Source organism: Mycobacterium sp. TH-M15 (assembly GCF_057473705.1).
Genome location: NZ_JBYCLB010000445.1, coordinates 1 through 11,538, shown reverse-complemented (window position 1 = coordinate 11,538; position 11,538 = coordinate 1). Strand labels below are relative to the sequence as shown.

Genomic DNA, 11,538 nt, shown 5'->3' with positions numbered 1-11,538 from the left:
GGCGGTGCTGCCGTCGTAGGCGGTGAACTTCAGTGGCAGGCCGTCGGTTGCGGCCAGCGTCTCGACGACCTGCGCCAGGCTCAGCTTGCCGGCGGCGGTGTGCGCACCGTCTCGGTAGATGGTCATCGCCGCTGCACCGCCTTCGCGTACAGGTCCAGCAGACGCGAGTCAGGGTCGTAGCTCTTCTTCACGGCCTTGTATGCCTCCCCGCCATACAGATCGTCGAATTCCTGAGGCGCGTAGTAGGAGTCGGAGTAGAGCGACTTGTGCCCCTCCAGCTCGCCGACTTTCGTTTCGATCAGCCGATTCGTCACCCCGTCCGTCGGGCCGGCCGGAACCGACGACCAGAACCCGATGTTGACGTAGCTGCGGTCGGGCCTGATCGGGTACAGCGGCCACCCGGTCGCTCGGTCGCGTAGTCGCAGCGGACAGAGCCAGACCGGCTCGATCGGCACGGTGTCGAAGAACCAGTGCAGGAATTGGCCACAGCGCTCGATCGGAACTTCGACGTCCTGCACCACCCGCTCGCGTGGCGGCCGCCCGTGCCTCTTCTCGATCCGGTCGGAGATTCCGAACCGGTGGTCGTAACCGATCAGTTTCCAGTAGAAGCTGCTGCGCCGATAGCGCCGCGGCCAGAGCCGGCGCAGCACCCGGTGCTGTGCACCGAACGCCCGCGAGCACCAGAACCAGTCGGTGTCCCAGCGCCAGAAGTAATCGTGGATGGTCAGCCGGTCATCGGCGACACCGTCGGGGTGTTGGATCGACCGGTAGTAGATGCGCCGTCCGGTGTAGTCGCTGACCGGACCGGGTGCGCCGGTTTGGGTGCCGAGACACAGGTAGCCCTCATCCAGACGGAATACCACCCCGTCGAGATAGTCCACCCGGGTGCCGTCGAATGTGCCGGTATCGACGATCTGGCCCATCGTGTCGACCAGTTCGGCAAGTGAATGAAATCGGATGTGGCGTAGCGCGACGAACGGCTTCACCGGCTCCAACTCGATCCGCAGCCGAGTCGAATAACCAAGTGTCCCGTACGAGTTCGGAAATGCTCGAAACAGGTCGGCGTTGCGGCTCGGTGACGCCGTGACCACCTCGCCGGCACCGGTGAGGATGTCCATTTCCAGCACCGACTCGTGCGGAAGGCCGTTGCGGAACGACGCCGATTCGATCCCCAGGCCGGCGACCGCTCCACCCAGCGTGATCGTCTTCAGCTGCGGAACCACCAGCGGTGACAAGCCGTAGGGCAGGGTGGTCGCCACCAGGTCCGCATAGGTGCACATCCCCGCCACGTCGGCGGTGCGGCCGGCCGGGTCGATCGCGATGACGTTGGTCAGTTTCGCGGTGTCCAGGCCGGGGGCGGCGCGCCTGGTCCGGGCCCGGAACAGGTTCGACGTCGGCTTGGCCAGCCTTACCGACTCCGTCGCCGGGATCGACCGGTAGCTGTCCAGCAGCCGTCGCACCCCCGCCGCGTAGGTCGACGGCGCGTGCTCCGGCCGAACAGACACACTGACACGCTAGTCGCGGATCCGGGCGCGTGCAGCGAAGATCGTCAGCTGGCCTGGGTCTGGGTCCCCAGGAACGCCGCGATGCCCCGCACCACCGCGTCGGCGTATTTCTGCCGCCCCGCGGGCGACTCCATCAGCGCGTCGTCGGCCGGGTTCTTCATGTTGCCGAGCTCCACCAGCACCGCCGGGTACTGCGCCAGGTTCAGCCCGGCCAGATCGGAGCGGCCGTAGAGCCCGTTGTTGCCGATGTAGTTGGCCGGTGGGATGCCGGCCGCGGCCAGCTGATCGCGCATGATCTGGGCGAGCTGCACCGACGGGCCGGCCTGCACCGCGTTGAGCGGCGGCGCCGAGTAGTTCACGTGGAATCCGCGCCCGGTGACCGGACCGCCGTCAGCGTGGATGGAGACGATCGCATTGGGGTGCAGCGAGTTGGCGGTCGCCGCACGCTCGTCGATGCACGCGCCGAGCGCGTTGTCGTTGCCGCGGGACATCGCGGTGCGCACGCCCAGCCGGCTGAGCGCCTGACGGATCAGCAAGGTGGTGTCCCAGGTGAAGGTGTGCTCGGGGAAGCCGCTGGGGCTGGCGGTGCCACTGGCCTGGCAATCCTTGGTGCCGCCCCGGCCGTTGGGCACCTGCCGGCCGATCGAGGCGTCGTTCGCCCCGTTGTGGCCGGGGTCGAGGAACACGATCTTGCCGGCGATGTTGCCCGGCGTGGCGCCCGACGGCGGGCCGGTCAATACCGAGGTGGCGACGAGCATTCCGGTGATGACTGCGATCCCGACACGCGGGAGGACTGGTAGCTGCACGGCGTCACGGTAACTCCGCGGCGACTAGGCTTGGTTTCTCGAATCGCGTCTTATCCACAGCCGAGACCGAGCCGCAACCAGGTCGAGACACAAGCCGAGAGGATCGTCATGCAACCCGGAGGCCAGCCCGACATGTCTGCGCTGCTCGCGCAGGCACAGCAGATGCAGGAGCAGCTGCTGAAGGCGCAGCAGGAGTTGATCAACACCGAGGTGCACGGGCAGGCCGGTGGTGGCCTGGTCAGGGTGACCGCCAAGGGCAGTGGCCAGGTGGTCGCCGTGACCATCGATCCCAAGGTCGTCGACCCGGCCGACGTGGAGACGTTGCAGGACCTGATCGTCGGCGCGCTCGCGGACGCGGCCAAGCAGGCCACCACGCTGGCCCAGCAGCGGCTCTCCCCGTTGGCCGGCGGTTTCGGCAATGCACCCGGCATAGCTGGCACGCCGGGTGCCGCGCCGGGACAGTAGAGACCGCCGAACGTGTTCGAGGGGCCGGTTCAGGATCTGATCGACGAGCTCGGCAAGCTGCCGGGTATCGGCCCCAAGAGTGCCCAGCGCATCGCGTTTCACCTGCTCTCCGTCGAGCCGGCCGAGATCGACCGGCTCACCGCGGCGCTGACCAAGGTTCGTGACGGTGTGCAGTTCTGCACGGTGTGCGGCACCGTCGCCGACGCCGAACGCTGCCGGATCTGCGCGGACCCGCGCCGCGACCTCTCCCAGATCTGCGTCGTCGAGGAGCCCAAAGACGTGCAGGCGATGGAGCGCACCCGGGAATTCCGTGGCCGCTACCACGTGTTGGGCGGGGCGCTGGACCCGCTGTCCGGGATCGGGCCCGAACAGCTGCGGATCCGGGAGCTGCTCAACCGGGTCGGGGAGCGGGTCGACGGGGTCGACGTCACCGAGGTGATCGTCGCCACCGACCCGAACACCGAGGGCGAGGCCACCGCCACCTACCTGGTGCGGATGCTGCGCGACATCCCGGGTCTGACGGTGACCCGGCTGGCCTCCGGGCTGCCGATGGGCGGCGACCTGGAGTTCGCCGACGAGCTGACGCTGGGCCGGGCGTTCACCGGCCGTCGCGCGATGGCGTAAGCGGCGCCTGGCAGGTATCCAGTACCGCGGGTACCGTGATAGCCGTGTCGTCGGTTGAGCCCACGTCCGGTCCCCCGCACCCGGTGCGGCCGATCACGGTGCGAAGAATCCACTTCCGCTACGACGTCACGCCGCTGGAGCGTCACTACGTGCAGGGCGACCTGGTGATGAGTCACGTCGTATCGGTGCTGTCGGGGTTCTTTCCCCCGGGCGAGGACTTCTTCGTCCGGTCCGTGCACCATTACGCCGACCGGATCACCGATCCGCGGTTGACGAAGGCCGTCGCCGGCTTCACCGGCCAGGAGGTCACCCACGGCCGTCAGCACCGCGAACTCAACGACCGGTTGCAGCTGATGGGCTATCCCACCCACCGGATAGACCGGCGTACGAAGAACGGGCTGGCCCGGCTGGAGCGGTGGCGCAGCCCGCGCTACCGACTGGCGGTGACCGCCGCATTGGAGCACTACACCGCCACGCTCGCCGAGACACTGCTCAGCGACCCGCGCGCTCGGGAGCTGCTGGGCGAGAACGAGGTCAGATCGGTGCTGTTGTGGCACGCGCTGGAGGAGTCCGAACACAAGGCGGTGGCGTTCGACGTCTACCGCGCCGTCGGTGGCAGCGAGCGGACGCGGATCATCGCGATGTGGGTGACCAGCGTCATGTTCATCGGAGTGTTGGCGTGGCACACCACGTTGTCGATGCTTGCCGACCGGGCCGCTTACCATCCGATACGATTGGTCAAGAGCATTGCCGCACTGCGCCACTCACCGTTTCTCACCCGGGCGGTGATCCGCCGGCTGCGCGCCTACACGCGCGTCGGGTTCCACCCCGACGACAACGACAACACCGCGCTGCTGGACGAGTGGACGCCGCGGCTCTTCGGCGAACGCGGGTCGCTCGTCGACCACCTGGCCGACAAGTAGGTGCCCACCTCACACCCGCCGGGGCGCGGCCAGTCGCTCTCGGCGCAGCCGCTCCACCTCGGGCAGCTCCAGCGGCGCCAACTCGCCGACCACCTGCGACAGCAACGAGTCGGCCAGCTCAGGGTTGCGGGCCAGACACGGCCCGTGCAGGTAGGTGGCGACCACGCTGCCCTGCACCGCCCCGTCGACCCCGTCGCCGACCCGGTTGCCGTCGCCTTTGACGATCGTGCCCAACGGCGCCGCCGCCGGCCCCAGCACCGTGCCGCCACGGTGGTTCTCGAACCCGGTCAGCGGCGCGGTCAGCCCGGCCGGGCGCGGTTGGGCAACCACCTCGCCGATGCTGCGCACCTGCTGCGGCGAGGTGGTCGCGTCCAGCAGACCCACCCCCTCCACCCGCTCACCGGCGGCGGTCTCGTACCAGGCGCCGAGCACCTGGATGGCGGCGCAGATAGCCAGCACCGGGGCGCCGCGCACCGCCGCCCGCTGCAGGCCCGGGTGGGTGATCAGGTGCCGGGTGGCCAGCCGCTGGGCGTAGTCCTCGGCGCCGCCGAGGGTATACAGATCCAGCGACTCCGGTACCGGGTCGGCCAGGGTGATCTCGACGATCTCGGCGGAGAATCCGCGTAGTTGTAGCCGTTGCCGCAGCACCACGGCGTTACCGCCGTCGCCGTAGGTGCCCATCACGTCGGGCAGCACCAGCCCGATCCGCACCGTCGAATCGGAACGAGCGTCAGCCACGTTCCACCCTCCGCTGCAGCTGCAGAAACGCGGTGTAGTTGGCGACCACCTCGACGCGGCCGGGTGGGCAGGACGCGATCGCCGAGACCGTGTCGTGCACCAGGGTGTGCTGTACGCCGGCGTAGCCCAGTCGCACCGCCAGGTCGGTGCCGCGCTCGCCGGCGGCCACCACCGCGGTGTCGCCGAAGTGCTCGAAGCGCACGTCCCACAGCCAGGACAGGTCCTCGCCGTCGGGCACCTGCCCGTTGACCGCGATCACCACCCCGCCGGCGTGCCGGTCGACCATCGACAGCGCCTCCTGCCAGCCGGCCGGGTTCTTGGCCAGCAGCATCCGCACCGAGTGCGGGCCGACCTGCACGGTGCGATACCGGCCAGCCACCTCGTCGACGGTGCAGACCGCGGCCACCGCGGCGGCGGGGTCGACACCGAGCGCCACCGCCGCGGCCACCGCCTGGGCGGCGTTGCCCCGGTTCACCGCGCCGGGCAGCGCCAGCCGCATCGGCAGCGTCCGCCCGCCGGGCCCGTACAGCGCCTCGTTGTCGAACCACCAGTGCGGGTCGGGTCGTTCGAAGTCGGTGCCGGTGGAGCGCCAGTGCGCGCCGTCGCGGACGATCACCTCGCCGCTGCGCGGGCAGCTGACCGAGTCGCCGGCCCAGCTACCGCCGGCGGCCACCCACACCACCTCGGCGCAGTCGTAGGCCGCCGACGTCATCAGCACGTCGTCGCAGTTGGCGACCACCACCGTGCGCGGATGCCGGGCCAGGCCTTCCCGCAGCGCCCGCTCGACCGCGTTGATCTCACCGACCCGGTCCAGCTGGTCACGGGAGAGGTTGAGCAGCACCAGCACCCGACGCTGGCTGTCGTCCAGCGCGTCCAGCACGTGCGGCACGTGCATCTCGTCGACCTCCAGCGCCGCCAGGCCGGCCCGGCGGTCGGCGGCCAGCGCGGCGACCAGGCCGGCGTCCATGTTGGCGCCTTCGCCGTTGGTCGCCACCGAGCCGAGCGCACGTAACGCGGCCGCGGTCATCCGGGTGGTCGTCGACTTGCCGTTGGTCCCGGTGACGACGACGGCCCGCCGGCCGACACCGAGCTGCCGCAGGATCGAGTGGTCCAAGGTCATCGCGACCAGGCCGCCGATCATCGCTCCGGCCCCGCGGCCGGTGGCCCGCGACGCCCACCGGGCGCCCGCACCGGCGGCCAGGGCGAGGCGTCCACGGGCGGTGATCACCCGCGCAGTTTAAGGGTGATCGCCAGCTTGGCGTTCGGCCGGGCGCTGGGGCGCCTCCCGCTGGCGGGGGACGGGTCGCCGCAACGGGTTAAGTTGACGACACGGTGGTTCACCGACCGGCCTTGGTGGCGCCCGCGTGCCATCCTCGTTCTATGAGCGCCATCTGGGGCCGCCCGGCGGGGGAACCCGGTGAGGGCTGGGTTGTGGTCGACGTGGAAACCTCCGGTTTCCGGCCCGGCCGCGCCCGCGTGCTCAGCGTCGCCGCGCTGGCCCTGGATCCGCACGGCCGGGTGGAGCGATCATTCGCCAGCCTGGTCAACCCCGGCATCGACCCGGGCCCCACGCACGTGCACGGGTTGACCGCGGCGATGCTCGAGGGCCAGCCGCAGTTCCGCGACATCGTCGACGAGCTGAGCGCCGTGCTGCACGGGCGGACGCTGGTCGCCCACAACGTCGCTTTCGACTACTCGTTCCTGGTCGCCGAGGCCGAGGTCGCCGAGGCCGAACTGCCCATCGACCGTGTGATGTGCACGGTCGAGCTGGCGCGTCGGCTGGACCTCGGCCTGGACAACCTGCGGCTGGAGACGCTCGCCGCGTACTGGGGGGTGAGGCAGCGCCGGCCGCATGATGCGCTCGACGACACCCGGGTGCTGGCCGAGGTGCTGGCACCGACACTGCAGCGGGCCGGCGAGCGGGGCGTCTGGCTGCCGGTGCGGCCGGTCGGGCGGCGCTACTGGCCCAACGGGCGGGTCACCCACCAGGAACTGCGTCCGCTGAAGGCGCTGGCGTCGCGGATTCCGTGCCGATACCTGAACCCGGGCCGGTATGTGCGGGGGCGGCCGCTGGTGCAGGGCATGCGGGTGGCGCTCTCCGCGGAGTGCACCCGCACCCACGAGGAGCTCGTCGAGCGCATCCTGCACGCCGGGCTGGCCTACAGCGACGTCGTCGACCCGGACACCTCGCTGGTCATCTGTAACGAGCCGCAGCCCAGACAGGGCAAGGGCTACCTGGCCCGGGAGCTCGGCGTGCCGACGGTCTCGGACGCGCAGTTCCTCGATGACGTCGGCGCCGTGGTCGGCGGTGCCGGTATCGAGGAGTTCGCTGACATCGGCCGAGGCGGTGAGCAGATCTCGCTGTTCTGAACGCTGCGCGGCGCCGGAAACGGCGTTAAGCTTGGCGCTCTGCGATCCGGGAGCGACCGGGAAGGGAGCCATGCGCGGAGATCGGCGACGGGTGAGACGCCGGTTGTCGCTGCTCGCCGTGGCCGCTCTCGCCGTCGGCTGGGTGCTCAGCCGCGGCCCCGCCGCCCCGGCGCAGGCCGATCCGGGCGACGGGGATGCGGCGGCCCTGTTCGCCACGCTGCAGGCGGCGGGAATCACCTACGAGCACCCCGACGAGGTGGTTCGCGCGGCCAAGGTGGTCTGCACGTTGATCGGCGACGGGTCGGCGCCGCCGGCGATCCTGACCGCGCTGCGGCAGAGCAACCCGGGCCTGACCGAGGAGCACGCGGCTCAGTTCATCGGGATCGCGGTGCAGTCCTACTGCCCCGACCGGCTGGTCGCCCACCCGGACGGCTGACGCCGCGTTAGCTCAGCTGCGCCGCCCGGTTCACTGCGGAGACCACCGCCCGCAGCGACGCGGTGGTGATCGACGAGGCGATGCCGACCCCCCAGATGGTGTCTGCGCCGATGTGGGCCTCCACATAGGCCGCCGCCTGGGCTTCCTCGCCGACGCTCATCGCGTGCTCGGAGTAGTCCAGCACGTGTACCTGGATGCCGATGGTGCCCAGCGCGTCGACGAAGGCGGCCAGTGGGCCGTTGCCGGCACCGGTGATGGTCTGCTCGACCCCGTCGAGCTTGACCACCGCCTCGATCCGGTCGGTGCCGCCGTCGGTCTCGGCGGCGATCACCCGCTGGCGTATCCGCTCCAGTGGCCGCACCGGGGTCAGGTACTCCTCGGCGAAGGCGTCCCACATCTCCTTCGGGGTGACCTCACGTCCTCCGCCGCCTTCGCCCACCGGGCCCTCTGCGATCTTCTGCACCACTTTGGAGAACTCGATCTGCAGCCGGCGTGGCAGCGCCAGGCCGTGGTCGGCCTTCATCACGTAGGTGACCCCGCCCTTGCCGGACTGCGAGTTGACCCGGATCACCGCCTCGTAGGTGCGGCCCACGTCGCGTGGGTCGATCGGCAGGTACGGCACCTGCCACAACATGTCGTCGACGGCGGAGCCGGCGGCGTCGGCGTCCACCTTCATCTGGTCCAGGCCCTTGTTGATGGCGTCCTGGTGGCTGCCGGAGAATGCGGTGTAGACCAGGTCGCCGCCGTAGGGGTGCCGCTCGTGCACCGGCAACTGGTTGCAGTACTCGACGGTGCGGCGCACCTCGTCGATGTCGGAGAAGTCGATCTGCGGGTCCACCCCGCGGGAGAACAGGTTCAGCCCCAGCGTCACCAGGCAGACGTTGCCGGTGCGCTCGCCGTTGCCGAACAGACAGCCCTCGATCCGGTCGGCGCCGGCCTGGAAACCCAGCTCGGCGGCGGCCACCGCGGTGCCGCGATCGTTGTGCGGATGTAGGGAGAGGACGACGGACTCTCGCCGATTCAAGTTGCGGCTCATCCACTCGATCGAGTCGGCGTAGACGTTCGGGGTGGTCATCTCCACGGTGGCCGGCAGGTTGATGATGATCGGGTTCTCCGGGGTGGGGCCGATGACGTCGGCCACCGCGTCGCAGACCCGCTTGGCGTACTCCAGCTCGGTGCCGGTGTAGGACTCCGGGGAGTACTGGAACCGCCACGCGGTGCCGGGGTGTTTGGCGGCCTCGGCCAGGCATTTCCGGGCGCCGGCCACGGCGATGGCCTGTACCTCGTCGCGGTCGGCCCGAAACACCACCCGGCGCTGCAGCGTCGACGTCGAGTTGTAGAAGTGCACGATCACGTTCGGCGCACCCGCGCAGGCCTCGAAGGTGCGCTCGATCAGCTCGTCCCGGCACTGGGTGAGCACCTGGATGGTGACGTCGGCGGGGATGGCACCGGTCTCGACGATGTGGCGGACGAAGTCGTAGTCGGTCTGGCTGGCCGACGGGAAGCCGACCTCGATCTCCTTGAAGCCCATCGTCACCAGCAGGTCAAACATCCGCCGTTTGCGGGCCGGGCTCATCGGGTCGATCAGTGCCTGGTTGCCGTCGCGCAGGTCGACCGCGCACCACAGCGGGGCGTGGTCGATCACCCGGTCCGGCCAGCGGCGGTCGAACGGAGCCGCCGCTGTGCCCAACGCCGGGCTGCCGCCCGGTACCTCGTCGGCGAACGGGCGGTACCGGCCGACCGCCATCGACGAGCCGCGTTGCGGGTTCCACGCGGGCTGGCCCGCGGTGGGCGGGCCGGCGGGTTTGGTGATGGTGTGGCCTTGCCGGTAGGCGTCCGGCTGGGACGGGTTACTCACGATGGCTGCTCCGGGCTTTCAGATGGACCTCAGACCGGCGCGTCGCGAACAGCCGCGACGGGAAGCCGGTCTGGATCAGACCCCGCCGCGGCGTCCGAGCAGGAGCACGCGCTGCATGCCGACCACTGTACCGCGCCGGTATCGGTGTGAAAACCGCCGGCCGACGATGGAGTGCACGGGGCGGTGCCGTGGCCAGCCGGCCGCGCATGTCACCGGACGGTGTTCACACGCCCGGCAGCCGACTCACCGGCGCATCACCCGTCGTGGGCTGCGTTTCTCTGCTTGATTTCCTGCGACCGTTTTTGGAGCTCTTCTTCGTCGATTATGTCCCGCGCGATCAGGCTGTGCGCGAGCGCTACCAGCTGATTTTCGGGATACGGCAGGTGTGCATAACGTTCCTGGACGAGAACATCTTCTTCACCACGCCGTTCCACGAATGTGGGGACCCCGGACTTCGGGTGGGTGCACGCGGCGTCGTCGAGTGCATCGCAGAGGCCGTCGAGGTTGGTCTTCCAGGGCGGCAGGTCCTGATCTGCTCCGTATTTCTCTGCAAGTGCACGCCATGTCTGCGCGGCATGGGTTGCGAGTTCTTCCAAGTATCCGACGCGATGTTGCCGCAGGCTCGGGTTGCCTTGGTCTGCCTCGGAATCAATCATGGTGCGCACCTCTGCGGGCTTTGCGAACGCGCTCGGCAGTGACATTGGCGGTCACACCGGGCTTCGGCAGGGCGACCCCGATCATGCAGTCCCGGGTGACGATTTCGGCGAGCTGGTCTTCGTTCCAGCCCTCGGTCTCTCCCGGTCGCACCGGTAGCACCATGAAGCGATGCTTCTGATTGGAGTCCTCGATACGGATCTCCACGTCCGCTCCGAGATAGGTGCCGAATTCGGCCAGTACATCCCGTGGATACCGGACGAGTCGCCGTCGATAGCTCGGTGTTCGGTACCACTCCGGCGAGTTGCCGAGAAGTGGGCGTGGATAGCACGAGCACAGCGTGCAGACGATCACATGATGCAACTTCGGGGTGTCTTTTAGAATATGCAATGCCGTGAAATCGCTCGGCGTGCCGAACCCGGTGGGCTGCAACCAGTCCACACCGACTGTCTTGCACGCGTCTATCGGATTTTCCAGGGCAGATCGTTCGAAGTCGCCGTCGAGCCAGCACTTGGCGACCAAGTGCGACGCCGGTGTCGGACCGACCCGCTCCGCGAACTCCGCGAACACTCGGAAGTCTTCGGCGGTGAAGATCCCTTTCTCCAGGCAAAGCTCCCGGACGGCGACTTCCAGCGCCTCGAAGTCTGACACCTCGTCCACCATCGGGGCGTGCGGTCGGTGTTCGTGGATGTTGGTACCGCAGACCTCGCTTTCTTCCGACGGACCTTTCATTTATTTCTCTCCCGGAGACTCCGCGTCGATGTCTTTGATGGATATCAGCCAGCGTTCCGGCAATTCGGTCTGCAGCGAGTCGGAATCCGGCCCGGTGTAATTTGGCCACAGTTCCTTCATGCGGAATCGGACGATGTAGAACCACTCGGGCTTCGGCTCTCCGACGGCTTCGTAATCGAACGCTTCGTCTTCCGCCGCCGGCGACTCGTAGGCGACGCTGGCGATCACGCCATGGGCACCGCGCACATACTCCTGCGTGCGAGTGTAGAAGAGGGCCTGCCAGTCACGCACCTCGACGACGTCACCGACTTTGAATTGCGGTGGATCGGCTTCACCCCGGTAAACCTGCGGATCACCCTTGCCGACAGCCTCGAGATGGTGTTTATTCCGGTGGATCTTCGAGCCGTCCTCGATGAAACGGGGTTTC

General features: G+C 68.9%; 13 protein-coding genes. 5 read left to right on the top strand and 8 right to left on the bottom strand.

All coding sequences use genetic code 11. The features are described 5' to 3' along the window. Positions 1-122 precede the first annotated feature (122 nt). A complete protein-coding gene (locus AC2VNT_RS10775; RefSeq protein WP_486946845.1) occupies positions 123-1,505 on the bottom strand; it encodes an FAD-binding oxidoreductase in 1,383 nt (460 codons plus the stop codon). A 44-nt stretch (positions 1,506-1,549) separates the two neighbouring features. Continuing rightward, positions 1,550-2,311 carry an Rv3717 family N-acetylmuramoyl-L-alanine amidase gene (locus AC2VNT_RS10770; protein WP_486946844.1) on the bottom strand — a complete coding sequence of 254 codons (762 nt, stop codon included), beginning with the start codon at positions 2,309-2,311 and terminating at the stop codon, positions 1,550-1,552. 108 nt (positions 2,312-2,419) lie between these two features. On the opposite strand from AC2VNT_RS10770, the gene AC2VNT_RS10765 reads away from it, so the two are divergent. The 3 genes from AC2VNT_RS10765 to AC2VNT_RS10755 are packed head-to-tail and all read left to right on the top strand — an operon-like array spanning position 2,420 to position 4,323. Further along, on the top strand, positions 2,420-2,776 hold the full coding sequence (locus AC2VNT_RS10765; protein WP_486946843.1) for a YbaB/EbfC family nucleoid-associated protein: 357 nt from the start codon (positions 2,420-2,422) through the stop codon (positions 2,774-2,776). A 12-nt stretch (positions 2,777-2,788) separates the two neighbouring features. After that, positions 2,789-3,400 carry a recombination mediator RecR gene (recR, locus tag AC2VNT_RS10760; protein WP_486946842.1) on the top strand — a complete coding sequence of 204 codons (612 nt, stop codon included), beginning with the start codon at positions 2,789-2,791 and terminating at the stop codon, positions 3,398-3,400. Positions 3,401-3,444: 44 nt separating this feature from the next. Further along, entirely contained in the window at positions 3,445-4,323 is an 879-nt protein-coding gene (locus AC2VNT_RS10755) for a metal-dependent hydrolase (protein WP_486946841.1), read from the top strand. Between the two features lie 9 nt (positions 4,324-4,332). Here AC2VNT_RS10755 and AC2VNT_RS10750 read toward each other — a convergent pair whose 3' ends face one another. Further along, the gene (locus AC2VNT_RS10750; protein ID WP_486946846.1) at positions 4,333-5,034 is read right to left on the bottom strand and encodes a type 1 glutamine amidotransferase; all 702 of its coding nucleotides are present in this window, start codon (positions 5,032-5,034) and stop codon (positions 4,333-4,335) included. 19 nt (positions 5,035-5,053) lie between these two features. Continuing rightward, the gene (locus tag AC2VNT_RS10745; RefSeq protein ID WP_486946840.1) at positions 5,054-6,289 is read right to left on the bottom strand and encodes a MurT ligase domain-containing protein; all 1,236 of its coding nucleotides are present in this window, start codon (positions 6,287-6,289) and stop codon (positions 5,054-5,056) included. Positions 6,290-6,441: 152 nt separating this feature from the next. Between AC2VNT_RS10745 and AC2VNT_RS10740 the strand changes: the two genes are divergently transcribed. Both AC2VNT_RS10740 and AC2VNT_RS10735 read left to right on the top strand, forming a co-directional pair. Then, positions 6,442-7,431 carry a DEDDh family exonuclease gene (locus AC2VNT_RS10740; RefSeq protein WP_486946839.1) on the top strand — a complete coding sequence of 330 codons (990 nt, stop codon included), beginning with the start codon at positions 6,442-6,444 and terminating at the stop codon, positions 7,429-7,431. A gap of 91 nt (positions 7,432-7,522) precedes the next feature. Next, positions 7,523-7,867 carry a DUF732 domain-containing protein gene (locus AC2VNT_RS10735; RefSeq protein WP_486946838.1) on the top strand — a complete coding sequence of 115 codons (345 nt, stop codon included), beginning with the start codon at positions 7,523-7,525 and terminating at the stop codon, positions 7,865-7,867. A 7-nt stretch (positions 7,868-7,874) separates the two neighbouring features. Here AC2VNT_RS10735 and leuA read toward each other — a convergent pair whose 3' ends face one another. From leuA to AC2VNT_RS10715, 4 genes are all read right to left on the bottom strand, one after another. Then, on the bottom strand, positions 7,875-9,725 hold the full coding sequence (gene leuA, locus AC2VNT_RS10730; protein ID WP_486946837.1) for a 2-isopropylmalate synthase: 1,851 nt from the start codon (positions 9,723-9,725) through the stop codon (positions 7,875-7,877). Between the two features lie 254 nt (positions 9,726-9,979). Further along, positions 9,980-10,381, bottom strand: coding sequence for a thiocyanate hydrolase (locus tag AC2VNT_RS10725; RefSeq protein WP_486946836.1), 402 nt, complete (start codon positions 10,379-10,381; stop codon positions 9,980-9,982). Beyond that, positions 10,374-11,111 carry a thiocyanate hydrolase subunit gamma gene (gene scnC, locus AC2VNT_RS10720; RefSeq protein ID WP_486946835.1) on the bottom strand — a complete coding sequence of 246 codons (738 nt, stop codon included), beginning with the start codon at positions 11,109-11,111 and terminating at the stop codon, positions 10,374-10,376. The genes AC2VNT_RS10725 and scnC overlap by 8 nt, the downstream gene beginning before the upstream one ends. Next, the coding region (locus AC2VNT_RS10715; protein ID WP_486946834.1) for an SH3-like domain-containing protein at positions 11,112-11,538 on the bottom strand (427 nt) is incomplete at its 5' end.

Excerpts from the sequence above, each read along its gene's own strand:
- AC2VNT_RS10740 (WP_486946839.1), top strand. The coding sequence starts at position 6,442 with ATGAGCGCCATCTGGGGCCGCCCGGCGGGGGAACCCGGTGAGGGCTGG.
- AC2VNT_RS10725 (WP_486946836.1), bottom strand. The coding sequence starts at position 10,381 with ATGATTGATTCCGAGGCAGACCAAGGCAACCCGAGCCTGCGGCAACAT.
- AC2VNT_RS10765 (WP_486946843.1), top strand. The coding sequence starts at position 2,420 with ATGCAACCCGGAGGCCAGCCCGACATGTCTGCGCTGCTCGCGCAGGCA.
- scnC (WP_486946835.1), bottom strand. The coding sequence starts at position 11,111 with ATGAAAGGTCCGTCGGAAGAAAGCGAGGTCTGCGGTACCAACATCCAC.